This is a genomic window from Paractinoplanes globisporus DSM 43857, assembly GCF_000379645.1.
GTDB lineage: Bacteria > Actinomycetota > Actinomycetes > Mycobacteriales > Micromonosporaceae > Actinoplanes > Actinoplanes globisporus.
Genome location: NZ_KB903294.1, coordinates 326,856 through 348,996, shown reverse-complemented (window position 1 = coordinate 348,996; position 22,141 = coordinate 326,856). Strand labels below are relative to the sequence as shown.

Sequence of the window (22,141 nt, the reverse complement as noted above, 5' to 3'; positions counted from 1 at the left end):
GTTTTGTGACGACTGCCACGATTACCAGGGGATGACGCCCTCGTCGTCGAAGAAGCCGCCGGTGGGGCCGTCGCCGGGGAGGGTGGCCAGCCGGATGGCGATCGCGGCGCCCTGCTCCGGGGTGCGCACGCCGCGGAACCCGTTGAGGTCGGTCGCGGTGAAGCCCGGGCAGCCTGCGTTGATCAGGATGTTCGTGCCGGCCAGCTGCTTCGCGTACTGGATCGTCACGGCGTTGAGGAACGACTTCGACGGCGCGTAGGCCACCGAGATTGGCCCGGTCTCGGCGCCGCCCGACTGCAGGGTCAGCGACCCGACGCGGCTCGACATGTTCACGATCCGCGGCGACGTCGATTGCCGCAGGAGAGGCAGCATCGCGTTGGTGACCCGGATGACGCCGATGACGTTGGTCTCGACCGCCCGCCGCACGGCGTCGAGGTCGGCGCCGATCGGGTCCTGTGGCTGCCCGCCGGTGATCCCGGCGTTGTTGACCAGCACGTCCAACCCTTCTCGGTCGCCGAGAAATGCGGCGGCCGCCCGCACGCTCTCGTCGCTCGTCACGTCGAGGGGCACGCCGAACGCGTCGGCGCCGCCCGCGCGCAGCTTCGCCACGGCCGCCTCGCGCCGCTGGTCGTCCCGGGCGCCGACGCCGACGCGCCAGCCCAGCGCGCCGAGCCCGGCCGCGATCTCGTACCCGATGCCCTTGTTCGCGCCCGTCACCAGCGCGATCGTCTGTTCTTCGCTCATGGGTCGATCCTGTCCGCGTACCCCGGCCGGCGGCCAACACCATCTGGGTGGCCGGCGATACCCGGCGGGTATCGTCGGGGCCATGGAGACGCGGGAGCTGCGGTACTACGTCGCGGTCGCCGAGGAGCTGCATTTCGGGCGGGCGGCCGAGCGGCTCGGCATCGCGCAGCCGCCGCTGTCCCGCGCGATCCAGCGCCTCGAACGCCGGCTCGGGGTGACACTGCTCGAGCGCAGCAGCCGCGCGGTCTCGCTCACCGAGGCCGGCCGGGTGCTGCTGGCCGAGGGCCGGGCGGCGCTCGAGGCGGTGGAGGCCGCCGATCGCCGCACCCGCCGGGCCGGCGCCGGTTTCGTCCTGGCCGCCAAGGCCGGCGCCTCCGGCGAGTTTCTGGCCAAGCTTCTTGACGCGTACGCGGCGGAGCCCGGCGCGGTCGAGGTGGAGGTGCTGCTGTGCGGGATCGCCGAGCAGGAACGCCTGCTGCGTGACGGCCGTGCCGACGTCGCGCTGCTGCACCTCCCGTTCGACTCGATCGTCGGCCTGGACACCGAGGAACTGCGCACCGAAACGCAGGTCGTGGTTCTGCCGGGCGGCCATCCGCTCAGCACCCGGCCGTCCCTGACGCTGGCCGAGGTCACGGCGCTGCCCGGGCTGCCGATGCCACGCTGGCCGGGCCCCGGCGGCGTGTACCCGCCCGGACCCGGGCCCGAGGTCCACAACCACACCCAGTTGCTGCAGCTGATCTCCCTCGGCCGGGCGGCGGCGCTGCTGCCGGAGTCGTGCCGCGCCCAGCTCGGCCACGACCTGGTCGCCGTGCCGGTCTCCGACGCGCCGACGGTGACCACGGTGATCGCGTGGCCGCCGCAGAGCCGGTCGCGTGCGGTCGCCGGTCTGGTCAGAGCGGCGACGCGTCTCTAGGTTTCAGCGCCGCGTCGAGCAGCTCGCCCAGCTGCTCGACCTGATCGTCGGTCAGACCCGCGAACGATTGCGCGAAGACCTCGTCGACCAGTTCCTGCCCCGCCGCGCGAAGGCGCTCGCCGTCGGGGGTGAGGCGGTGCTTCACGGCCCGCCCCGGACCCGGCACGCGCTCGATCAGCCCCCGCTCGGCCATCCTTCCCGCCAGCGAGCCGAACGACTGGTCGGTCTGGAACGTCAGCACGGCGAGATCGTGCAGCGACGCCTCCGGCCGTCGATGCAGATGTCGCAGCGTGTCCCATTGGACGAGGGACAGACCGAGCGGCGCCAGCACCCCGCTGAGCGCCCGGTGGTGGCGGTGTTGCAGGCGCTTGACGGCAAGCGCGACCTCGGCCCGGCGATGTGTCACGGCCGTCAGTCTAGACAGGTTGCGTATATAAGCTTCCTTACCTAAGGTTCCTGACATGAACCTCGTCGTAGACGCACCCTCCGGCGCCGTGGAGATCACCGTCGCCGATCACGACCGCACCCGGCCGTTCCTGCTGCTGCACGGCGGCGGCGGAGTGCCCACGATGGCCCGTTTCGCGGATCTGCTCGCTTCGCGGACCCGATCCCGCGTGCTGCTGCCCACCCATCCCGGCTTCGGCGGCACGGACCGCCCCGAGTCGCTGGCCTCTGTCGCCGATCTGGCCGGCGCCTACGTGGCACTGCTGGACAAACTGGACCTCTCGGATGTCACGGTCGCCGGCAACTCCTTCGGCGGTTGGCTGGCCGCCGAGATCGCCTTGCTGGGCAGCCCTCGGGTCACCGCCGCGGTCCTGATCGACGCGATCGGTGCCGCGGTCCCCGGTCATCCGGTGGCCGACGTGGCGGGGATGACTCCGTCGGAGCTGGCCGCCCACGCCTGGCACGACCCGTCGCGGGCTCCCGCCCCGTCGTCAGGTCCCAGCCCCGATCTGCGCGCTCTGGCCGCCTACACCGGTGCGGCGATGTCCGACCCGGCCCTGCTCGACCGCCTGACCATGCTGGATCTCCCGGTCCACGTCATCTGGGGCGAGAGCGACCGCATCGTCGACACCGCCCACGCCCGGGCACTGGCGGCGGCGATCCCGAAATCCCGGCTGACCGTCCTCCCGGCCACCGGCCACCTGCCCCAGCTGGAGACGCCCGAGGCGGTGCTGGCCGCGGTTGCTCAGGCGGTGTAGTCAGGGCGCGGACGGCGTCTCGGCGGTCAGCTCCTGGAGCGCGTCGGCGGCTTTCTCGTCCTCCACGAGCACCAGCTCGAGATGGGAACGCCACACCTCGAGCTGAATGTCCCGGCTGGTCACCCCGGTCGCGAGCCGCTCCGCCGCCCCGTCGAGCGCGCCGCCGGTCCAGTCCTTCTTCCGGCCGCGGTTGAGGAAGACGACGAACCTGTCCCTGGTGCTGCCCCACGCGCTAGTACCCATCGCGTCGACCAGGGCGTTCGCGCCGGACTTCGCCAGCGCGACCAGCTCACTCGAAACCATGCTCATCGGTCTACCGGACCCGAAGCCAGACCTCCATCGCCCGAAGAGCCATCCACACCCGACAGCCAGCCCTTCGTCACCGTCCGAAGCGAATCAATGCGTTCGACTGGCCCCACTGCGCGATATTTGACCCAGCGGTCGTTCGCCGGCGCCGCCCGGCGCTCAAAACACCAGCGCCTGGCGTCGCGGTTGGAGGAAGCCGGGTTCACGAACCTGTTCATCAATCGCGGTGACTACAAGGAGTACCGCGGAATCGAGACCCTGATGGGCTATCTCGCGACGGCACGCCGATCGGTCCTGGTGGTGGGGTACTGGATGGCGCAGGGGCGGGAGATCGAAGATCTGAAGGATCTGGGTGCGATGGTCCTGCACCGGCCAGACTTTCAGATCCGGATCGCCATCATCGACCCGGTCGGGCCGCACATCGACAGCCTCGCGGAACATCTGGGCGAGTCGCCGGAGCGGGTGACGCAGAACTGCAAGGCAACCCTGGACAAGCTGATTCAGGTCAGGCGCAAACTTCCCGGCGAGGCCCAGCAACGGATGATCGTAAAGACGTACACCTCGACCGCGGTCGCCTCGATCATCGTTCTCGACGAGGGTGAGCCGGATGCTCGGGCGCAGATCGACATCAAGCTGTATCGGACCGTGCGAAGGAACAGCGTTGGGTTCGAGACGACGGGAACCGGGAAGGACCTGTACGAAAGCCTGCACCGAGCGGCGTCATTGCGGTTCGAGGACGCTCAGGAGTGGCAACCCGCGGCGCGAAGCCTTCCCGAATGAGCCCAGCCAGCTCGCTGCCTCACCCGCTCCTCGTTGACCACCTCGTCGGCGTGCCGGTGCCACCGGCTCAGCACGCCTGGCTCGTCCTCGAGAATGTTGCCGAGCTCGGCGTACTGTGAATGATCGTTGCCGTCCACTGTGTATGCACGGCCGGTGGGGGTCACGAAGAAGTAAGCGGAGCGACGTGCCCTGATCGCTCCGGTCTCGACGTTGACCCCGTGGGCGCGCCCGGAAGCCTCCTCGACCGCTTTCCGGAATTCGGCGTGGTCGACCGCCATCGCGGCGCGATTGGCGACGGCCCTCGGCCCGATCGGCCAGAATTCGTAGAGGGACCAGGCCTGCACGTTCGCCTCGGCGACGAAATCGGCGAGCTCGGGCAGGCTAACGAGGTTCGGGCGGGCGACCACGGTATTGACCTTGACGCTGGTTCCCGCGCGGAGAATCGTCGGGATGAGGGCGCCGATCTGCCGTGGATGGCCGCCGTTGCCGCGCATCTGCCAGGCCACGGCCGTGTCGAAGGTGTCCAGCGGTACGCCCACCATGTCGACCGATTTCGCGATGGCCGCGAGGTCGCATCTTTCGGGACGCATCAGATTGGTGTCGAGCTGGAGGAAGAGGGCGGGGCCGGCCAGGTCGCGGATGTGGCGGAGCAGATCCGGGGTGAATCGGTACATCAGGGGATCTCCGCCGCCCACGGTGATGCTCGCGGGCGACCACCGGAGGATGACCTCGATGACGTTCGCCGCAACCTCGACATTGACTCGAATGTTGTCGAACGGTATGTAGCAGAAGCTGCAGGTCATATTGCAGCGGTCGACGAAGTTGAAACTAATGCGCTTGGGCGGGACGGAATCCTGCCTTGACGCGGTGTCGATCGACATGGCTTCCGTCACGCGCGAGACAATACATCTCCTTAGCCGCGAATCGGTTATTTTACCGAAAAGTAACCTTAAAAGGTGACCTCGCGGTGGGGCGATCTTGGCGGGATCGCCGACCTATAGTGGGGTTATGCCACACAGGAAGCCGACGCTGGCCGATGTCGCGGCGGCGGCCGGGGTTTCGAAGGCGGCGGTTTCGCGGGTCATGAACGACGCGCCGGGGGTGGCGCCGGGGACTCGAGAGCGGGTCCGGGCGGTTGTCGAGCGGCTGGGGTATCGGCCCGACTCGGTGGCGCGGGCGCTGGCTTCGGGGCATGGGGATGTCGTGGAGCTGATCGTGGTGGACGAGCCGGGGGTGTTCGCCGACAGTCCGTACTACGGGCGGGTCACGGCGGGGATCCTGCAGGAGCTTGCGGGCGGCAGTGCTCAGCTTCGCGTACACGTGGTGGAGGAAGCGGAAGCACCCGCGCTGCTGGCCAAGGTCGCGGAGACGGCGAGTCTCGGGGTTGTGCTCTCCAATGTGGCGCCGCGGCTGGCGGGGGAGTTCTACGAGCGGTGCGAGCGGGTGGTCACGCTGGGGCCGTCGGCGCCGGGGGTGCCGTTCGTGGACGTGGAGAATGCCGAGGGGGCGTTCGCCGCGGTCGTGCATTTGTACGAGACCGGGCGGCGCCGGATCGCGGGGCTGCACGGGCAGGACGCCAATCCGGACGCCGTGGCGCGGCGGCAAGGGTATCAGCGGGCCGTGCGCGACCTGGGACTGCCGGAGATCTCCGCGGTCGGCAAGTTCCGGCGGGAGGCGGGTTACGAGCTGACGGTGCGCCTGCTAGCCGAGGAGCCGGCGGTGGACGCGCTCTTCGCCGGGTGTGACCTGATGGCCACGGGAGCGATGCAGGCGCTGGCCGAGCTGGGCCGGCGGATGCCGGACGACGTGGCGGTGGTGGGCTTCGACGACAGCATCATCGCCTCGTGCACCACGCCGCCGATGTCCTCGGTGCATCAGCCGGTCGAGCAGATGGCGGCCGCCGCCACCCGCGCGTTGGTGAACCGGCAGCTCGCCCCGCACTGGCGCTGCGTGTTCCCGGCCGACCTGCGGGTGCGAAAGAGCTCCGCCGGCGGCTGACTGTCACAACGCGGGCCCGATCCGGTCACCCCTCTCGAGGGCGAGCGAGAAGAGAGGTGGCGCGATGCGTATCGCGGTGGCCGGGGGCACCGGCACGGTGGGCAGGCCGGTCGTGGAGCGGGCGCGCGAGGCCGGCCACGACGTAGTGGTGATCTCCCGATCGCACGGGATCGATCTGACCACCGGCGCGGGACTGGATGAGGCGCTGCGGGGCGTCGAGACCGTGGTCGACGTGTCGAACGTTCAGACCATCGGCAAAGGTCAGTCCATCAGATTCTTCGAGAAGACCACGCGGAACCTGCTCGCGGCCGAGGAGCGCGCGGGGGTTCGGCACCACGCGCTGCTGTCGATCGTCGGGATCGATCGGGTCCGGTGGGGTTACTACCTGGGCAAGCTGAGGCAGGAGGAGCTGGTGCTGGCCGGGCCGGTGCCGGCGACCGTGCTCCGGGCCACCCAGTTCTTCGAGCTCACCCTTCAGTCACTGACGCTCTACCCGGGGCCGCTGGCCGTGGTGCCGTGGATGCGCGCCCAGCCGGTGGCGGCGGCCGACGTGGCGGCCGAACTGCTCCGGGTGGCCGAGAAGCCGGCGGCGGGGCGGGTCCCGGAGCTGGCCGGGCCCGAGGTCATGAAGATGGCCGCGGCCGTACGCCGGGCGGCCAAGGTCCACGGCCCGCGCAAGCTCGTGGCGAGCGTGCCGTGGCCCTCGGTCGCGGGATGGAGGATGGCCACCGGCGGCCTCCTCCCTACCGGGCCGGGGCCGCGGGGCACCGTCCGTTTCGAGGACTGGCTCGCGAAGCTCCCGGAAAGCGGTCAGCTGCCGTAGACGCGGGTGGGCGTGATGAGCACGGCCGCCCGGCGCTGGTCGCGCATGGTGCGGTCGTACTCGTCCCAGTTGTCGTGGGTGCCGCCGGCCGCGGTGAAGATCTCGCGGAGCAGCAGTCGCAGGCCCTCGGCGTCCAGCCCGGGACGCGGGTCGTCGGGGCCGGCCAGCTCGGCGCGCCCCTCGACGGCCGCCCACCGCCAGCCGTCGCGGAAGGCCACGGCGATCTGCGGGCGCGCGCGCAGGTTGGCCAGCTTCACCGGCCCGTACGTGACGAAGGCGAGCTGATCCCCGACGACGCCGGTGTTGACCAGCGAGGTCTGGATGGTCTGGTCGGCGCGGAGGGTGGAGACTATGGCGAGGCCTCGATCGGAGCGGCTGAGCTCCCAGGCCTCGGCGAGTGTGGTTGCCACCCGGAAAGCCTAGTGCGAACGACCCGGGCGGTACTGGATTAATTCCGTCCAGTATGGTATGATTTGCGCAACACGCTCGTAGCCTCGGCGGCATGCAGAACCAAGCCAGTGCCAGCGCATTGACCGCGGCCGCCGCCCGGGCCGCCCACCTCATCGTCGACCACCAGCCGTACGTCTTCGCCGACACCCTGGCCGAGCGGCTGCTGGGCGACCGGGCCGACGAGCTGATCGCCTACCACCGGCTGCACGGCGACCACCTCGTGCTCGCCGGCGCCCGAGCCCAGGTGACGGTCCGGTCCCGGCTGACCGAGGAGCTGATCGGCGAGTCCGGCCAGTACGTGATCCTCGGCGCCGGCCTCGACTCGTTCGCCTACCGATCGCGACGCGCGATAGATGTCTTCGAAGTGGATCATCCGGCAAGTCAGGCCGACAAGCGGGAGCGAGTCGCCGCCCTGAAAGAGGAGCCGGAGCGCCCGGTCGGCTACGTGCCCGTCGACCTGGAGACCGGCGAGCTGCTCGGGCCCCTGCGCGACGCCGGCTTCGACCTCGCCCGCCCGGCGGTGGTGAGCTGGCTCGGCGTGAGCATGTATCTCACCCCGGAGGCGGCCGCACGCACCCTCACCCAGCTCGCCGCCCTCGCGCCCGGCACCCGCCTGATCCTCGATCACATGCTGCCGGCGGCCGAGCGGGACGAGACCGGCCAGGCCTACGTCGACGCGGTCTCGGCGCACACCGCCGGCCAGGGTGAGCCCTGGATCGGCTTCTACACGCCGGAGGAGATGGCCGATCTGCTCGGCCGGCACGGCTTCGGCCGGGTACGCAGCCGGGGCCAGGACGAGACCCTGGGGTGCCGGACCGATGCGTTGCGCCCGTCGAGGCTTGCCATGGTCACGGATGCCGTCCTATTGTCCTAGTGTCGTAGTACAACGGGGCAAGAAAGGGGTGGCGGTGATCGAGTTCGTGCTGGACGGGCGGTCCACGGCAAACACCTATCTGCAGCTCGTGCAGCAGGTCAAACAGGCCTTGCGAGTCGGGCTGCTGGTGCCGGGCGACAAGCTGCCGCGGGTGCGCGAGGTCGCCCTGTCGCTCGCGATCAATCCGAACACGGTGCTCAAGGCGTACCGCGAACTGGAGATCGAGGGTCTTGTCGAGGGACGGCCCGGGGTCGGCACCTTCGTCACCGCCACGCTGGCCGGGGCATCGCTCGCCGGCCAGGCCGAGCTGCGCGCCGAGCTCGTCGGCTGGCTGGGCCGGGCGCACGCCGCGGGCCTCGACGACGATGAGGTCACGGCGTTGATCGACACCACGAGGCGCGCCGAGCGCGGCACGAGCGGGGAGGGGACGCGCGATGGAGCACGTGCTCGAGGCTGACGGCCTCGGCAAACGCTATGCGGGCCGGTGGGCCCTGCGCGACTGCACGCTGCGGCTGCCGGCCGGCCGGGTCGCCGCGCTCGTCGGGCCGAACGGCGCCGGCAAGAGCACGCTGCTGCACCTCGCGGTCGGCCTGCTGCGGCCCGACGCCGGTCAGGTGCGGGTCTTCGGCGAGCACCCGTACGAGAACACGACGACGCTCGCCGAGATCGGGTTCGTCGCGCAGGACACCCCGGTCTATCGCGACTTCACCGCCGACGAGCTGGTGCGCATGGGCGGCAAGGTCAACCGCCGCTGGGACGCGACTCTCGCCCGCACCCGCCTGGCCCAGCTCGGCATCCCGCCCCGCAAGCCGGTCGGCAAGCTCTCCGGCGGCCAGCGCGCGCAGGTCGCCCTCGCTCTGGCGCTGGCGAAACGGCCCCGGCTGCTGCTGCTCGACGAGCCGGTCGCCAGCCTCGACCCGCTGGCCCGGCGCGAGTTCCTGGCCGCGCTGATGGGCAACGTCGCCGAGTCGGGCACGACCGTCCTGCTCTCCTCGCACATCCTCGCCGACCTGGAACGCTCCTGCGACTACCTGCTCGTGCTGCAGGGCGGCCGGGTGCGGCTCTCCGGCGACGTCGACGACATCGTGGCCGGTCACCGGCAGCTCGTCGGGCCGCGCCACCTCACGGCGGACGGAACGGTGATCCGGGAGCGGCACACCGACCGCCAGTCCACGGTCCTGGTCCGTACGGACGTGCCGATCTTCGATCCCGCGTGGACGGTCCACGAGCTGACCCTGGAGGAGCTGATCCTGGGCTACCTGGGCGAGGCCGAGGGCGCGACCAACCACGCGGAGTGGGGAGTGCCGGCATGATCTGGCTGACCTGGCGCCAGCATCGCCGGCAGGCGCTGTTCACCGTGCTCGGCCTCGCGGCCCTGGCGGTCTTCGTCGTGCCGACCGGCCTGTCGATGCGGCACGACCAGCGGACGCTCGACCCCGGCCGATTCGCCGACACCTACGGCTCGCTCGCGCTGCTCAGCATCCTCCTGCTGGTCGTGCCGCTGCTGATCGGCCTGTTCTGGGGCGCGCCGCTGATCGCCCGCGAGATCGAGCACGGCACCCATCGCATGATCTGGACCCAGGGCATCACCCGCCGGCACTGGGCGCTGGCCAAGGTCGGCCTGCTCGGTGGCGCGGTGGTGGTGTTCGCGCTGGTCTACGGCCTGGGCCTGGCCTGGTGGTACCAGCCGCTCGGCCAGATCGACGTCCGGCAGACCCGGTTCGCCGAGATCTTCTTCGACATGCAGGGCGTGGCCCCGGTCGGCTACACGATCTTCGCGGTGGCGCTCGGCGTCGTCGCGGGCACGATGGTGCCCAAGGTGCTGCCCGCGATGGCGCTCACCCTCACCGGCTTCGTCGGGGTCCGGGCGGCCGTGGCCCTGTTCGCCCGCCCGCACTACATGACGCCGGTCGCCGCCGACCAGCTGGTGCGCGGCGCGACCGGCAAGCCGACCGGCGAGCTCGACGGGGCGTGGGTCCTGGCCAAGGAGGTACGGCGCGCGGACGGCACCTTCGTCACGAACGGCACCTTCCGCTGTCCGGCGACGGGCGCGTGCGCGGGCGACACCGAGATGGGCCCGGGCGCCTACAACCACCAGCTGATCCAGCCGGGCGACCGGTTCTGGGCGTTCCAGTGGATCGAGCTGGGGATCTTCGTGGCGCTCGCCGCGCTGCTGGTGTGGCTCGCGGTGCGCCGGGTCCGCCGCCTGGCCTGACCCGCACGTAGGGTGAACGTCGTGCGGGTCCTGGAAGCCACTGCGAAGCTGGGCCCTTACTTCGCCTGGGAGCCGTGGGACGGCGACACCGACGGATGGCGGCCGCTGACCGACCTCTACGACGCCGGCGTGGTCGCCGAGCGGGTCGGCGTCGCCCGGCAGACGCTCATCGCCATGACCGGACTGAGCGCGGACGAGGTCGGTGAGCGTGAGGTCGCCTCGATCACGTTCCTCGGGTGGGCGTCGCGCCTGGTGTCGCCGCTGCTCGGAGCGGTCGCGGTGGCCGGCGCATTGCCTCTGCCCGACGCCGGGTGGCTGCGCTGGCGCGAGGCTCCGGGTGGGCCACTTCCCATCGCGTACGCGGAAATGAGCGTGACCGACGTCGCGGGCCTCGATGCCGCGGAGGTGGCGGCGGCGATCGGCGGCATGCCGACGGTCGCCCCGATGCTGGGGGTGATCGGCCGGCGCTTCCGGCTGCCGGAGCACCTGCTGTGGGGGAACGTGGCGTCCGCGCTGGGCGGGGCGGCCGGGATGATCGCCGACGCGTCGCCGGAACACGCGGCCCGAGCCGCGGCCGTCGTCGAGGAGCTGCTGAAGCGGGCGCCGCTGGCCGGAACGGCGAGGCTCGAACGGCCCGATCCACGGCGGGACCGGTGGTTCCTCGTGCGCGGCAACTGCTGCCTCTACTACCGGATCCCCGGCGGCGGGAAATGCGGCGACTGCGTGCTGACGCCGGACGACGTCCGGCGCCGGCACTGGCAGGCGGTGCTCAGACGCTGACCGCGGCCGCCGGCTTCCCCGGAGACAGCAGCCGCTCGGCCATCGGCGCGAAGACCAGCCCGATCGCGCCCCAGAGGATCAGCTGCGCGCCCACCGAGTAGAGGCGGAAGTGGGACAGCACGTCCGCCGGGAAGCCGGAGAAGACGATCCGCCCGGTCGTGTCGGTCAGGGCGTCCGGAGTCTCGCTGAACGACGGCAGCGCCAGCATGACGATCGCGGTCGCGGCCACGAACACGCCGCCGGCGATCAGCGCCGCGTTCCACGTGCCGAAACGCGGCTGCAGCCGCCGGCCGAGCCACCCGGTCAGCACCAGGAACAGCACCGACGCGGTCACCATGAGCAGGAAGAACGTGCCGCGCTCGCGGATCGTGTCCTCGTGGCCGATCGCCGGCGGGTTCGCCGGGTACTTCAGGAACGGCACGAGATAGATGCCGAGAAAACCCCCGCCGGCCACGAGCAGGGCCAGCGTGCGGGGGCGCACCCGGCCGGTGCGACCCAGACAGAGGGCGTACGCGACCGCGAACAGCGCGCCCATCGCGACGCCGAACAGGATCAGCCCGATGCCGAGGCCGATGTTGCCCTGGACGGCCCGCGAGAACGGGTCGGCGTGCTCGTGCGCGGCGGCGAGGCCGGTCGCCTGGTCGAGGGCCGATTGCGCGTGGTCACGGCCCTCCTCGTAGTCGATGGCCCGCTGGATCTGGGGCTCCGCGAAGATCCGTGCGAACACGAACGCGAACACGCCACCGATGGCGCCGGCCAGGATGCCGCGCCAGATGATCTGCTTTTCCATGCCGTCAGTGACAGGGGAAGCCGAGGAAGTGCCGGCCGTCGTGCACGAGCTCGTGGATGTGGGTGTCGTTGCCGAACACCGACCAGGCGCCCTGGTCGACGCCGACGAAGTAGTACACCGCGATGGCGAGCAGGGCGGTGCCGACCAGCCAGAGCACGGCCTTGGAACCGGGAATGACCAGCGGCGTGGCCGCGGTGGTGGGGTGCGGCATAGAGCTCACGAATGCCTCCTTGGGGATCGTGCGTCCCTCGTGCGGTTGGGGCGGGAGGCGGGTGAGTATCTGACTTCCCGGGGGGACCCGGCTCACAGTGGCGCGACCGTGCTGGCTAGTTCCCAGCTTCCTCACACCGCCTCAACGGTTGACCCTAGGGCGATGTGAGGAAGCGCGTCAACGCGGTCAGAAATCTTCGTCGAAGCTCACGCTTCCGGAGACACCGACCTGGTACGCCGAGACGCGGCGCTCGAAGAAGTTCGACAGCTCCTGCACGTCCTGCAACTCCATGAACGCGAACGGGTTGGTGCTGCCGTAGATCGGCTCCATGCCCAGCACGGTCAGCCGGCGGTCGGCCACATGCTGCAGGTACTCGCGCATGTCGGCCGGGGACATGCCGGAGACGCCCTGCTCGAGGAGGTCCTCGGCGAACTGGACCTCGCAGTCGACGGCCTCGGTCAGCATGTCCCGGACCTGCTTCTCCATCTCGGCGTCGAACAGGCCGGGCTCCTCCCGCCGGACCTGCTCGACCACGTCGAAGGCGAACGCCATGTGCATGGACTCGTCGCGAAAGACCCAGTTCGTGCCGCTGGCGAGGCCGTTGAGCAGGCCGCGGGAGCGCAGGAAGTAGACGTACGCGAAGGCGCCGTAGAAGAACAGGCCCTCGATGCATGCCGCGAAACAGATCACGTTGAGCAGGAACGCCCGCCGGTCGTCCCGGGTCTTGAGCGCACGCAGTTCGAAGACCGAGTCGATCCACCGGAAGCAGAATTCCGCCTTGCGGGCGATCGACGGGATGTTCTCGACGGCCGCGAACGCCGCCGCCCGCTCCTTCTCGTCCGGCACGTACGTGTCGAGCAGGTTCAGATAGAACTGGACGTGCACGGCCTCCTCGAACAGTTGCCGGGAAAGGTAAAGGCGGCCCTCCGGCGAGTTCACGTGCTGGTAGAGGTTGAGCACGAGGTTGTTGGCGACGATCGTGTCGCCGGTCGCGAAGAAGGCGACCAGCCGCGAGACCAGATGCTGTTCGGCCGGGGAGAGCTTCGAGAGGTCGGCCAGGTCGGAGTGCAGGTCGACCTCCTCCACCGTCCACGTGTTCTTGATGGCGTCCTTGAACCGGTCGAAGAAGTGCGGGTACTTCATCGGCCGCAGGGACAGGTCCATTCCGGGATCGAGCAGCATTACTGGCAGGCCTCACAGGACTCGGGGTTCTCCAGGGAGCAGGCGAGCGCTTCCGCGTCGGACGAGACCGGCTCGATCGAAACGGTGGCCTGCTGAATGCGCGTGGCGGGCCGGGAGCGCAGGTAATACGTCGTCTTCAGGCCGGACTTCCAGGCGTGCAGGTACATCGACGAGAGGCGGCCGATGGTGGGCGCGCTCAGGAACAGGTTCAGCGATTGGGACTGGTCGATGTAGGGCGCGCGGTCGGCGGCCAGGTCGATCAGAGCGCGCTGCGGCAGCTCCCACGCCGTGCGGAACAGTTCGCGCACGTCGTCCGGCAGGCCGGTGATGCCCTGCACGGAACCCTCGGCCCGCTTGATCTGCTCCCGGATCGCGCTGGTCCAGAGGCCGCGCGCCTTCAGCTCGCGTACAAGAAAGGTATTGATCTGAAGAAACTCGCCGGACATCGTCTCGCGCTTGAACAGGTTGGACACCTGCGGCTCGATGCATTCGTAGCAGCCGGCGATCGACGCGATGGTCGCGGTCGGGGCGATCGCGACCAGCAGCGAATTGCGCAGGCCCTTTTCCGCGACTCGCTTCTTCAATACGCTCCAGCGCTCGGTTTGGACCGGGGTAGCCCCCCACAGTTCCGGATGCAGCCCGCCCTTCGCGGCGCGGGTCTCCGGAAATGCCGGATGCGGTCCGAATTGCTCGGCGAGGGCGGCGCTGGTCTCGAGCGCGGTGAGGAAGATTTCCTCCTGTACCCGGGTCGACAGGTCCTTCGCGGCCTCGGAGTCGAACGGCAGGCGCAGCGTGAAGAACGCGTCCTGCAGGCCCATGAGGCCGAGCCCGACCGGGCGCCATTTCGGGTTCGAGGCGGCGGCCTGGGCCGAGGGGTAGTAGTTGATGTCGATGACCCGGTCGAGGAAGACGACCGCCGTGCGCACCGTCTCGCGCAGCTTCTCCCAATCGACGCCGTCCGCGCTGACATGGGCGCCCAGGTTGATCGAACCCAGGTTGCAGACGGCCGTCTCCTCGTCGCTGTTCACCTCGAGGATCTCGGTGCACAGATTGGAGAGGTGAATCGTGTTCCCCGGCTCGCCGGTCTGATTGGACAACCGGTTGGACGCGTCCTTGAACGTCATCCAGCCGTTTCCGGTCTGCGCCAGGGTGCGCATCATCCGGCCGTACAAATCCCGGGCCTTGATGGTCTTGACGGCCTTTTTCTCGGCGTTCTTGTAGGCCTGGTCGAACGCCTCGCCGAACAGGTCGGGCAGCTCGGGCGCGTCGGAGGGATCGATGAGCGACCAGTCCTCGTCGGCCTCGACCCGGCGCATGAACTCGTCCGGAATCCAATTCGCGAGATTCAAATTATGCGTACGCCGGGAGTCCTCGCCGGTGTTGTCGCGCAACTCGAGGAACTCCTCGACGTCCGGGTGCCACGGTTCGAGGTAGACGCAGGCCGCGCCCTTGCGACGGCCGCCCTGGTTGACCGCGGCCACCCCGGCGTCGAGCGTCTTGAGGAACGGGACGATGCCGTTGGACTGCCCGTTCGTGCCGCGGATGAGCGCGCCCCGGCCGCGGATCCGGGTCCAGGAGATGCCGATGCCGCCGGAGAACTTCGACAGCTTCGCGACCTGGTGGTACCGCTCGTAGATCGAGTCGAGCTCGTCCCGCGGCGAGTCGACCAGGAAGCAGGAGGACATCTGAGTGTGCCGGGTGCCCGAGTTGAACAGCGTCGGTGAGCTGGGCAGATAGGCGAGGCTCGACATGAGCCGGTAGAAGCCGATCGCCTCGGCCGGCGTCTCGGCGAGGCCGCACGCCACTCGGAGCAGCCAGTACTGCGGCGTCTCGACGACCAGCCGCAGCTGGGGGTGGCGCAGCAGGTAGCGGTCGGCGACCGTGCGCAGGCCGAAGTACTCGAACCGCTTGTCGGCCTCCTGGTCGATGGCGTCGTCGAGCTTGCGGGCGTTGCGGGCCACGAACTCCGCGGTCGCGTCGCCGATCAGGCCCTGCTGGTGGGCGTACCGGATCGACTGGCTGAAGCTCGCGATGCCCTGGCCGCGGACCTCCTTGTCCACGTACGCGGCGAGCAGGCGGGCGCCGAGCTTCGAGTACTGCGGCTCCTCGCCGATCAGCTCGGCCGCGGTCTGGATGGAGAGTTTGTCGAGCTCGGCGGTGGTGGCGCCGTCGTACAGCCCGCTGATCGTCTTGGTGGCGACCCGCAGCGGATCGACCTCGTCCAGGTCGGCGACCCACCGCTCGACCGCCCGCACAATCTTGTTGACGTCGACCGCTTCCAGGTCGCCGTTGCGCTTACGAACCTGCATCTCGTGTCCCCCCTCGAGGTGATGAGGGCACGCGGGGACGCCACCGGTTTTGGGCCGGCATGGTGGCGTCGGCCGTCCCGCGCGGCCTCGAACCGCCGCTTGCCGGACGGCAAGCGGCGCGCTGGCAGGTCTTCGGACTCGTGGGCGCGTTGCACCGACCTACCGGCCGTCGCTTCCCAGGCCCGGGCCCAGTGCTCGTGACGGCTTTCGTTCCCACTCACCGCTGCGGGGCAGTCCCGGATTCACACCGGGTTCCCTCTTGCCTCGACGTTCCTCATCGGAGCGCCGAACCAGCTGCGAGAGACACCATATATGGGTACGGGGGAGTGAGCGCAACACTAGATGTCGTGTCGGCGTGTCGGGTCACCGAGATCACTTCACGTATGCCATCCTCGGTCGGTCCGCCGTCCCGGAAGGAATCACCGTGACCGACACGCGCCCTCCGCTGAGCGATCTACGGCGTTTCGTCGACTGGTGGCGCGACTCCTACGAACCGGCGTCGCTGGTCGAGTCGAGGCGCCGCGCCGAGCAGCAGGCGCGGGAGTTGCTGGACGAGTTCGCCGGCACGATGACCGCGGATCAGGCGCTGGAGTTGGGCCGGCTGTTCAACACCGGCGAGTGGGGCGGCGCCATGAAGCACAACCGCTTCACCCCGGCCTTCGTGGGGGCCACGATGAGCCGGGTCATCGATCCCCTCGACCAGTTCAATCAGTGGACCGAGCGGCTGTGGCGGCGGCCGATCGACGAGTCGCTGTCGTACGTCGACGAGATCCTGAAGAACGTCTCGGCGTTCCCCGGTGCCGGGCGGTCCTACCCGACGATGCTGATGTATCTGCGCGACCCCGACCGATTCGCCATCTGGCTCCAGATCACGCATCAGGGCCTGGCCACGCTTGGCCGGCTCGACGAGTCGCGCGGCCGTGGGGGCGGAGTCGAGCGCTATCTGCGCTATTGCGAGGCGGCGCAGCGTTTCGCGGCCGACTTCGGGCTGGCGCCGCAGGAAATCGACGCCGTGCTTGCGGAGATCGGCCGACCGCAACCCGTGGACGATTTTGACCCGCCGCCAATGCCCCGCCCCTTGGCTGAGGTGGCGGAGCGGACGCATCTGCCGCTCGAACAGCTCGAGGAATGGGTCGCGCTATTTCAGGGCAGCAAGAAACAAGCGCTGCTGTACGGCCCGCCGGGAACCGGGAAGACCTTCGTCGCCGAGGAGATCGGCCTGCACCTGGCCGGACCCGACGGAAAAGTCGAGACGGTGCAGTTCCACCCGTCGTTCTCCTACGAGGACTTCATCGAGGGCCTGCGACCGGTGTCGAACCCGGGCGGCACGATCGGCTACGAGGTGCGGCCGGGCATCTTCAAACGGTTCTGCGAGGACGCGAAGAACTCCACCGCGACGCACGTCTTCATCATCGACGAGATCAACCGGGCCGAGCTGGGCGCGGTGCTCGGCGAGCTGATGATGCTGCTCGAGTACCGCGTCCGGAAGTCGGTGCTGCTGCCGTACTCGCAGGAGCGGTTCTTCGTCCCCGAGAACGTGGTCGTGCTGGCGACCATGAACACGGCGGACCGAAGCCTCGCCCTCGTTGACTTCGCCCTGCGCCGCCGGTTCCACGCCCTCGAGATGCGCCCGAGCCGGGACGTGCTGAGCGCGCATCTGGGCGGCGGGGAGTCGGCCGACCTGGTGCTGGAGTTCTTCGACCTCGTGCAGCGGGAGGTGGACAACCGCGACTTCGCGCCCGGGCATTCGTACTGGATGGGCGACGACGCCACGGCGGCCGGGCTGTATCGGATCTGGCGGTACGAGCTGTATCCGTACCTGAGCGAGTACTGGTTCGAGCACCGGTCGCGGCTGAACGACCTGGACGCGAAGGTCACCAAGATGTTGTCCGAGGAAGCCTGACCGTGGAGGTCGTGGAGTACCGTCCGGCGACGCTCCGGCTGGCGGCGGGCGAGCTCGACTACCTCCTCGACCTGGTGCGGGCCGGCTCCCGTGACAGCCAGGAGGCCCGGGTGCTGCAGAGCATCACGCCCACCCACGAGCCGGGGGTCTTCGCGGTGACGCCGGGACCGTTCGTGGGCCGGCTCGGCCTGCCGTCCGGACGGTGGATCGACTTCCGCAGCCGGTTTCCGTTCGGGGACGTCGTGGAGCTCATCTGGCGGTCCGGCCGCCGCCCGGTGCTGACCGGGACCCTGCCCGCGGATGCCGGCGCGCGGCACTTCCTGATCGACGTCATCGCTCTCGCGTACGCCGGGGAGGTCGAGCATCTGGTCGGCCGAGGGCTGGCCAAGGGGTACGAACCGGTGCGCCATGAACGGCCGCCATATCCCGGCCGGATCGACGTCGCCCATCACATCGGGCGGCTGGCCGCACGGCCGGACCGGCTGGCCACGGTCGCGCGGCGGCTCACGGTCGACATCCAGGAGAACCGGGCGCTCGCGGCGGCGCTGGACGTGCTCACGCGGGTGCCGCTCGCCCGCGAGGCCGCGACGCGGCTGGCGGCGCTCGGGCCCGCCGTCCGCCGCGTCTCGCGCGAGTCATGGCGGGCCGACGACATCGGGCGGATCCGCCTGACGAACCTGACGGCGCACTATCGGGAGGCGCTCGCGCTGGCCGAGGTCATTCTGCGGTCGCAGTCGATGGCGCCAACGTCGGCGGGGCTGGCCGGCGGATCGCTGCTGTTCCACATGCCGAAGGTCTGGGAGAACTACGTGGAGCGATGGCTCCGGCAGCAATGGCCGGGGTCGGAGATAAAGGCCCCGCACAAGTTCCGGCTGACGAACGACGGGCAGTCCGCGGAGGCGGACGCGACCGTCTGGGACGGCGATCGGCTCGTCGCGCTGTACGACGCCAAGTACAAATGGCCGGACCACGCGCCCGACCGGGCCGACGTCTACCAGATGGTCACCTACTGCGAACGGCTCGGCCTCACCGAGTGCACGCTGGTGTATCCGGTCGCGTCGGCCCGCCCGGCCGTCACCGTCGGATCCCGGACGGTATGGGTGCTCGGGCTCATGCCGAGCCTGGAGGAGGGTTAGCGGGCGATCTCGCGCAGCCTCGCGTGGATGCCGTCGTAGGCGGAGGTGCCGCGGAGGTACTGCTTCTCGATTTTGGCGAGCATCGTGTAGTTCGGGTCGCAGACGTTGCCGACCGGCGCTGTTCCGGCCTGGCTGATCAGTTGGTAGGCGTCCAGGGTGTCGAGGCCGGTCAGCTCGGTGGTCCAGGTGACCAGGTCGTGCTGGCTCATGCGGTACGCGTCCTCGAGCGGGCGCGCCGAGCCGGCCGACATCAGGGCGTCGTCGGTTTCGAAGCGGGGGGTGGGGGTGGCGACGCCCTTGATGACGTCGAGGATGACCACCGTGTTCATGGCGGACTCGATGCCGGTGCCGCAGACCTCGCCGTCGCCCTGGCGGCAATGGCCGTCGCCGAGGGCGAAGAGGGCCCCGGGCACGTTGACGCCGAAGTACGCGGTTACACCGGCCACCAGCTCGGGAGTGTCCATGTTGCCGCCGTGGACGTCGGGGACGATCGTCATCCGGCTCTCGAACGCGGCGGGCGCCACTCCCGCCGTACCGTGCATGGGATTCAAGGGAAGCTCGACGCTGTAGTCGCCTCGCCGGGCGTGGTAGCGCACGACGCCGGCGTCGACGTCCACGTCGTAGCGCCAGACCACCTCGTCGAGCGGTGGCTGCAAAGTCGCGGTCGTGTGGGTGCCGGTCAGGGCGCCGAAGTGGGGGAAAGTCGAGGAGATCGCCCATTCCCGCGCCGGGGTGATCGAGACGAAGTGCACGGCCAGGGTGTCGCCGGGCTCGGCGCCCTCGACGTGGAACGGGCCGGTCACCGGGTTGAGGAACGGGAACTCGCAGACCACCGACGGCAGGTCGGTCACGTCCCGGACGCGGCCGCCGAAGCAGTCCTCGGTGTAGAGCTCGACGACCGTGCCGGGCTTGACGCTGCGGACCGGCTCGCGGCCGCCGAAGGTGTAGGCCAGCTCGGACGGGTCGGGGCGATAGCTGATCATGCGTGCTGTTCCTCCTCGAGGCCCGCGAGGGTGGGGCGACGGCCGCTGACGTAGAAGGAGATCAGCACGATCACGCCGATGCCCAGCCAGATGAAGCCGAGCGTCTGGGCGGCGATGTTCGCGTTGATCACCACGAAGAGCAGGATCAGGAAGCCGATCACCGGTACGGCGAGGTGCCGCACCCAGTCGCGGCTGTGCTGCCGCACCACGTAGTGGACCACCACGGCGACGTGCAGCGCCAGGAAAGCGGTCATCGCGCCGAAGTTGACCAGCGTGGAGAGCAGCGAGATACCGTCGTCGCGCGAAGCCATGTAGAGGCCGAGGGCCAGGGAGACGGCGGCGACCAGCAGGGTCGCATTCGCCGGGACCTTGTGCTTTTCGTTGATCTTGCTGAGGAAGCGGGGCATCTGCCGGTCGCGGGCCATCGCGTACAGCAGACGGCTGGTCGCCGCCTGCGCGACCAGCGAGTTCGCGAAGCCCCAGGCGATCGCCGTGGCGAGCGCGGTGAGCGTGGCGAGCCAGCCGCCGCCGGCCGCGCGGGCCGCGTCGTAGAACGCGGTGCCCTCGGGGTCGCCGTTGGCCAGCAGACCCGGAGCATCCGGTACGAGCAGGGCCGCCACCCACGTCTGCACGATGAACAGGGTGCCGGCCAGCAGCAGCGCGCCGACCATGGCCCGGCCGATCTGGCGGGCGTCCTCGCGGCTCTCCTCGGCCAGCATCGAGATGCCGTCGAAGCCGAGGAAGCTGAGGACCGCGATCGAGACCGCCCCGAACACCACCGACCACTCGAACGTGTCCGCGTTGAACAGCGGATGCCAGGCGTTCTCGACGCTGACCTTCCCGGAGAACAGCGCCCACAGGCCGACGACCAGGAAGATCGCCAGGACGATCAGCTCGGCCACCAGCATCAGCTTGTTGACCCGGGCGGTCATCTGGATGCCGAGATAGTTCACGGCCGTGTTGAGCAGGACGAACGCGACCAGCCACAGCCAGACCGGAATCCCGGGCACGAGCGAGTGCATGGCCACGCTCGCGACCAGATAGAGCAGGCCGGGCACCAGCACGTAGTCGAGCAGGATCACCCAGCCGGCCAGGAAGCCGACCGGCGGCGCGATGCCGCGCCCGGCGTAGCTGTAGACCGAGCCGGCCATGGGGAAGGCCTTGACCATCTGCGCGTACGAGAGCGCGGTGAACATCATCGCCACCATGCCGATCACGTACGCGAGGGCGACCATCCCGCCGGAGCCGGAGTAGACGCTGCCGAAGATGCCGAACGGCGCGATCGGCACCATGAAGATCAAACCGTAGATCAACAGGTCGGTGAAGCTCAGCGAGCGGCTGAGCTCCTGCCGGTACCCGAACTGCTCGATGTCCGCCATGCGCGCACGCTAATCCAAAAGCTTGAATCAGAAAAGGTTTCTCCCGGAAGGTTTTAGTCGCCGTCGATGACCTCGAGGTCGAGACCGTTGGCCCGGGCCAGGTAGACGGGCTGAACCGCGTGCCGGTCGCGCAGCACGAACGGACCTCGCCCGCCGTCGACCCGGGTGCCGTCGGCGACTTCGTCGACCGCCGGAGCGGCCAGGCTTCCGGCCCGTGCGGCAAGAGCAGCCAGCAGCCGTACGCCGTCGTAGGCGCCCTGCCCGTGCGCGTTGAGCACCGGGGCGTCCGGTCCGAAGCGGGCGGTGTACCGGGCGCCGAAGGCCAGTGCCGCGTCGGTGGCCAGCGCGGCGAAGTAGCCCATCGAGGCGTACAGCTCGCCGGTGCCGTCGCCGCCGGCGCCGAGCAGGCCGTTCTCCTCGAGCGCGCCGCACACCCGGGCGACCCGGCCGGCCAGCGGCGACCGCGCGAACGCCCGGTTGAACGCCACCAGGTCGCTGCCGACCAGGCTGAGCAGCACGGCGTCCACCCGCGCGGCGGCCACCAGGTCGACCAGCTCGCCCGGGTCGGCGCCGCCGCGGGGCACGTAGCGCTCGCCGACCACCGTTGCCCCGGCCCGGGTCAGCTGCAGCCGGGCCGCCGCGTGCACCCGGCGCGGCCAGATGTAGTCGTTGCCGAGCAGCAGCCAGCGGCGGGCCCGCGGGATCAGTCGATCGATCGCCGGCCGCAGTTGGCGCCGCGGGGTCTCGCCGAGGAGGAAGACGCCGGGCGTGCGCTCGCCGCCCTCGTACGGCGGCGTGTAGACGTACGGGAGAGAGCCGCCGATCGCGTACGCGATGGCGACCCGCACGTCGCTCGCGTGCGTGCCGACCAGGGCAGTCAGCGCGCCGGCCCGGGCCAGCCCGCACACCTGGGCGGCGACCGCGGTCGGCGGGCGGCCGCCGTCGATCAGGACCAGCTCGACCGGCCGGCCGAGGATGCCGCCGGCCGCGTTGAGCTCGGCGGCGGCGAGCGTGGCGCAGTTCAGCGCGGAGGGTGCGAGCAGGCCGAGCGTGCCCGAGGTGGGCACCACGACACCGATCCGGACCGCCTGTTCCGGCTCCGGCGCGAGGAGCCGGGCCTCCAGCGGATCGGTGACGAGAACGACGTCGTCACGCATCCGCCG

Annotated in this window: 24 protein-coding genes and 1 riboswitch; of the genes, 12 read left to right on the top strand and 12 right to left on the bottom strand. The window is 70.0% G+C overall.

Going from position 1 to position 22,141, the window contains the following annotated elements:
• Positions 1-21 precede the first annotated feature (21 nt).
• A complete protein-coding gene (locus A3CQ_RS0101500; protein WP_020509141.1) occupies positions 22-744 on the bottom strand; it encodes an SDR family oxidoreductase in 723 nt (240 codons plus the stop codon).
• An 82-nt stretch (positions 745-826) separates the two neighbouring features.
• Here A3CQ_RS0101500 and A3CQ_RS0101495 point away from each other — a divergent pair, with 82 nt between their 5' ends.
• The gene (locus tag A3CQ_RS0101495; RefSeq protein WP_020509140.1) at positions 827-1,657 is read left to right on the top strand and encodes a LysR family transcriptional regulator; all 831 of its coding nucleotides are present in this window, start codon (positions 827-829) and stop codon (positions 1,655-1,657) included.
• Here the strand turns inward: A3CQ_RS0101495 and A3CQ_RS0101490 are convergent.
• Complete coding sequence (locus A3CQ_RS0101490) at positions 1,635-2,063, bottom strand: MarR family winged helix-turn-helix transcriptional regulator (RefSeq protein WP_020509139.1); 429 nt, start codon at positions 2,061-2,063, stop codon at positions 1,635-1,637. The genes A3CQ_RS0101495 and A3CQ_RS0101490 overlap by 23 nt on opposite strands.
• Before the next feature lie 55 nt (positions 2,064-2,118).
• On the opposite strand from A3CQ_RS0101490, the gene A3CQ_RS0101485 reads away from it, so the two are divergent.
• Entirely contained in the window at positions 2,119-2,859 is a 741-nt protein-coding gene (locus A3CQ_RS0101485) for an alpha/beta fold hydrolase (RefSeq protein WP_020509138.1), read from the top strand.
• Here the strand turns inward: A3CQ_RS0101485 and A3CQ_RS0101480 are convergent, their stop codons facing one another.
• Positions 2,860-3,168, bottom strand: a complete 309-nt coding sequence (locus A3CQ_RS0101480) for a hypothetical protein (protein WP_020509137.1) — start codon at positions 3,166-3,168, stop codon at positions 2,860-2,862.
• A gap of 120 nt (positions 3,169-3,288) precedes the next feature.
• On the opposite strand from A3CQ_RS0101480, the gene A3CQ_RS0101475 reads away from it, so the two are divergent.
• Entirely contained in the window at positions 3,289-3,945 is a 657-nt protein-coding gene (locus tag A3CQ_RS0101475) for a hypothetical protein (protein WP_020509136.1), read from the top strand.
• Here A3CQ_RS0101475 and A3CQ_RS0101470 read toward each other — a convergent pair.
• A complete protein-coding gene (locus A3CQ_RS0101470) occupies positions 3,906-4,838 on the bottom strand; it encodes a radical SAM protein (RefSeq protein WP_157295158.1) in 933 nt (310 codons plus the stop codon). The genes A3CQ_RS0101475 and A3CQ_RS0101470 overlap by 40 nt on opposite strands.
• A gap of 115 nt (positions 4,839-4,953) precedes the next feature.
• Between A3CQ_RS0101470 and A3CQ_RS0101465 the strand changes: the two genes are divergently transcribed.
• Together A3CQ_RS0101465 and A3CQ_RS0101460 are read left to right on the top strand one after the other, a co-directional pair.
• Positions 4,954-5,943: a LacI family DNA-binding transcriptional regulator gene (locus A3CQ_RS0101465; protein ID WP_020509134.1), complete on the top strand. Its 990-nt coding sequence runs from the start codon at positions 4,954-4,956 to the stop codon at positions 5,941-5,943.
• Between the two features lie 64 nt (positions 5,944-6,007).
• Entirely contained in the window at positions 6,008-6,766 is a 759-nt protein-coding gene (locus A3CQ_RS0101460; protein ID WP_020509133.1) for an SDR family oxidoreductase, read from the top strand.
• Here the strand turns inward: A3CQ_RS0101460 and A3CQ_RS0101455 are convergent.
• Positions 6,754-7,176: a TIGR03618 family F420-dependent PPOX class oxidoreductase gene (locus tag A3CQ_RS0101455; protein WP_020509132.1), complete on the bottom strand. Its 423-nt coding sequence runs from the start codon at positions 7,174-7,176 to the stop codon at positions 6,754-6,756. The genes A3CQ_RS0101460 and A3CQ_RS0101455 overlap by 13 nt on opposite strands.
• Positions 7,177-7,268: 92 nt before the next feature.
• Here A3CQ_RS0101455 and A3CQ_RS0101450 point away from each other — a divergent pair, with 92 nt between their 5' ends.
• Genes A3CQ_RS0101450 through A3CQ_RS0101430 form a run of 5 tightly spaced genes read left to right on the top strand, consistent with a single transcriptional unit; the run spans position 7,269 to position 11,085 of the window.
• Positions 7,269-8,090, top strand: coding sequence for a class I SAM-dependent methyltransferase (locus A3CQ_RS0101450; protein ID WP_020509131.1), 822 nt, complete (start codon positions 7,269-7,271; stop codon positions 8,088-8,090).
• A gap of 34 nt (positions 8,091-8,124) precedes the next feature.
• Positions 8,125-8,547 (top strand): GntR family transcriptional regulator, encoded by a 423-nt coding sequence (locus A3CQ_RS0101445; RefSeq protein ID WP_051115152.1) that lies wholly within the window; start codon positions 8,125-8,127, stop codon positions 8,545-8,547.
• The gene (locus tag A3CQ_RS0101440; RefSeq protein ID WP_026205182.1) at positions 8,525-9,403 is read left to right on the top strand and encodes an ABC transporter ATP-binding protein; all 879 of its coding nucleotides are present in this window, start codon (positions 8,525-8,527) and stop codon (positions 9,401-9,403) included. Before A3CQ_RS0101445 ends, A3CQ_RS0101440 begins: the two co-directional genes overlap by 23 nt.
• Positions 9,400-10,305, top strand: coding sequence for an ABC-2 membrane transporter-related protein (locus A3CQ_RS0101435; protein WP_020509128.1), 906 nt, complete (start codon positions 9,400-9,402; stop codon positions 10,303-10,305). Before A3CQ_RS0101440 ends, A3CQ_RS0101435 begins: the two co-directional genes overlap by 4 nt.
• A gap of 21 nt (positions 10,306-10,326) precedes the next feature.
• Positions 10,327-11,085 (top strand): (2Fe-2S)-binding protein, encoded by a 759-nt coding sequence (locus A3CQ_RS0101430; protein WP_020509127.1) that lies wholly within the window; start codon positions 10,327-10,329, stop codon positions 11,083-11,085.
• Here the strand turns inward: A3CQ_RS0101430 and A3CQ_RS0101425 are convergent.
• From A3CQ_RS0101425 to A3CQ_RS0101410, 4 genes are all read right to left on the bottom strand, one after another.
• Positions 11,075-11,875 carry a CbtA family protein gene (locus A3CQ_RS0101425; RefSeq protein ID WP_020509126.1) on the bottom strand — a complete coding sequence of 267 codons (801 nt, stop codon included), beginning with the start codon at positions 11,873-11,875 and terminating at the stop codon, positions 11,075-11,077. The genes A3CQ_RS0101430 and A3CQ_RS0101425 overlap by 11 nt on opposite strands.
• A gap of 4 nt (positions 11,876-11,879) precedes the next feature.
• Positions 11,880-12,086: a CbtB domain-containing protein gene (locus tag A3CQ_RS0101420; protein WP_020509125.1), complete on the bottom strand. Its 207-nt coding sequence runs from the start codon at positions 12,084-12,086 to the stop codon at positions 11,880-11,882.
• Between the two features lie 186 nt (positions 12,087-12,272).
• Positions 12,273-13,268, bottom strand: coding sequence for a ribonucleotide-diphosphate reductase subunit beta (locus A3CQ_RS0101415; protein WP_020509124.1), 996 nt, complete (start codon positions 13,266-13,268; stop codon positions 12,273-12,275).
• On the bottom strand, positions 13,268-15,577 hold the full coding sequence (locus tag A3CQ_RS0101410) for a ribonucleoside-diphosphate reductase subunit alpha (RefSeq protein WP_020509123.1): 2,310 nt from the start codon (positions 15,575-15,577) through the stop codon (positions 13,268-13,270). The genes A3CQ_RS0101415 and A3CQ_RS0101410 overlap by 1 nt, the downstream gene beginning before the upstream one ends.
• A 106-nt stretch (positions 15,578-15,683) precedes the next feature.
• Positions 15,684-15,887, bottom strand: a riboswitch (cobalamin riboswitch).
• Positions 15,888-16,001: 114 nt separating this feature from the next.
• Here A3CQ_RS0101410 and A3CQ_RS56955 point away from each other — a divergent pair.
• Positions 16,002-17,480, top strand: a complete 1,479-nt coding sequence (locus A3CQ_RS56955; RefSeq protein ID WP_020509122.1) for an McrB family protein — start codon at positions 16,002-16,004, stop codon at positions 17,478-17,480.
• An 11-nt stretch (positions 17,481-17,491) separates the two neighbouring features.
• On the top strand, positions 17,492-18,616 hold the full coding sequence (locus A3CQ_RS0101400; protein WP_169516238.1) for an McrC family protein: 1,125 nt from the start codon (positions 17,492-17,494) through the stop codon (positions 18,614-18,616).
• Here A3CQ_RS0101400 and A3CQ_RS0101395 read toward each other — a convergent pair.
• Genes A3CQ_RS0101395 through A3CQ_RS0101385 form a run of 3 tightly spaced genes read right to left on the bottom strand, consistent with a single transcriptional unit; the run spans position 18,613 to position 22,135 of the window.
• A complete protein-coding gene (locus tag A3CQ_RS0101395; RefSeq protein ID WP_020509120.1) occupies positions 18,613-19,599 on the bottom strand; it encodes an acetamidase/formamidase family protein in 987 nt (328 codons plus the stop codon). The two genes, A3CQ_RS0101400 and A3CQ_RS0101395, sit on opposite strands and share 4 nt — an antisense overlap.
• On the bottom strand, positions 19,596-20,978 hold the full coding sequence (locus tag A3CQ_RS0101390; RefSeq protein ID WP_020509119.1) for an APC family permease: 1,383 nt from the start codon (positions 20,976-20,978) through the stop codon (positions 19,596-19,598). The genes A3CQ_RS0101395 and A3CQ_RS0101390 overlap by 4 nt, the downstream gene beginning before the upstream one ends.
• Before the next feature lie 53 nt (positions 20,979-21,031).
• Complete coding sequence (locus A3CQ_RS0101385) at positions 21,032-22,135, bottom strand: substrate-binding domain-containing protein (RefSeq protein WP_020509118.1); 1,104 nt, start codon at positions 22,133-22,135, stop codon at positions 21,032-21,034.
• Positions 22,136-22,141: the final 6 nt, after the last annotated feature.

Coding starts and splice junctions, on each gene's coding strand:
- A3CQ_RS0101500 (WP_020509141.1), bottom strand. CDS start 744: ATGAGCGAAGAACAGACGATCGCGCTGGTGACGGGCGCGAACAAGGGC.
- A3CQ_RS0101495 (WP_020509140.1), top strand. CDS start 827: ATGGAGACGCGGGAGCTGCGGTACTACGTCGCGGTCGCCGAGGAGCTG.
- A3CQ_RS0101485 (WP_020509138.1), top strand. CDS start 2,119: ATGAACCTCGTCGTAGACGCACCCTCCGGCGCCGTGGAGATCACCGTC.
- A3CQ_RS0101480 (WP_020509137.1), bottom strand. CDS start 3,168: ATGAGCATGGTTTCGAGTGAGCTGGTCGCGCTGGCGAAGTCCGGCGCG.
- A3CQ_RS0101465 (WP_020509134.1), top strand. CDS start 4,954: ATGCCACACAGGAAGCCGACGCTGGCCGATGTCGCGGCGGCGGCCGGG.
- A3CQ_RS0101460 (WP_020509133.1), top strand. CDS start 6,008: ATGCGTATCGCGGTGGCCGGGGGCACCGGCACGGTGGGCAGGCCGGTC.
- A3CQ_RS0101450 (WP_020509131.1), top strand. CDS start 7,269: ATGCAGAACCAAGCCAGTGCCAGCGCATTGACCGCGGCCGCCGCCCGG.
- A3CQ_RS0101440 (WP_026205182.1), top strand. CDS start 8,525: ATGGAGCACGTGCTCGAGGCTGACGGCCTCGGCAAACGCTATGCGGGC.
- A3CQ_RS0101435 (WP_020509128.1), top strand. CDS start 9,400: ATGATCTGGCTGACCTGGCGCCAGCATCGCCGGCAGGCGCTGTTCACC.
- A3CQ_RS0101425 (WP_020509126.1), bottom strand. CDS start 11,875: ATGGAAAAGCAGATCATCTGGCGCGGCATCCTGGCCGGCGCCATCGGT.
- A3CQ_RS0101420 (WP_020509125.1), bottom strand. CDS start 12,086: ATGCCGCACCCCACCACCGCGGCCACGCCGCTGGTCATTCCCGGTTCC.
- A3CQ_RS0101415 (WP_020509124.1), bottom strand. CDS start 13,268: ATGCTGCTCGATCCCGGAATGGACCTGTCCCTGCGGCCGATGAAGTAC.
- A3CQ_RS0101410 (WP_020509123.1), bottom strand. CDS start 15,577: ATGCAGGTTCGTAAGCGCAACGGCGACCTGGAAGCGGTCGACGTCAAC.
- A3CQ_RS0101395 (WP_020509120.1), bottom strand. CDS start 19,599: ATGATCAGCTATCGCCCCGACCCGTCCGAGCTGGCCTACACCTTCGGC.
- A3CQ_RS0101390 (WP_020509119.1), bottom strand. CDS start 20,978: ATGGCGGACATCGAGCAGTTCGGGTACCGGCAGGAGCTCAGCCGCTCG.
- A3CQ_RS0101385 (WP_020509118.1), bottom strand. CDS start 22,135: ATGCGTGACGACGTCGTTCTCGTCACCGATCCGCTGGAGGCCCGGCTC.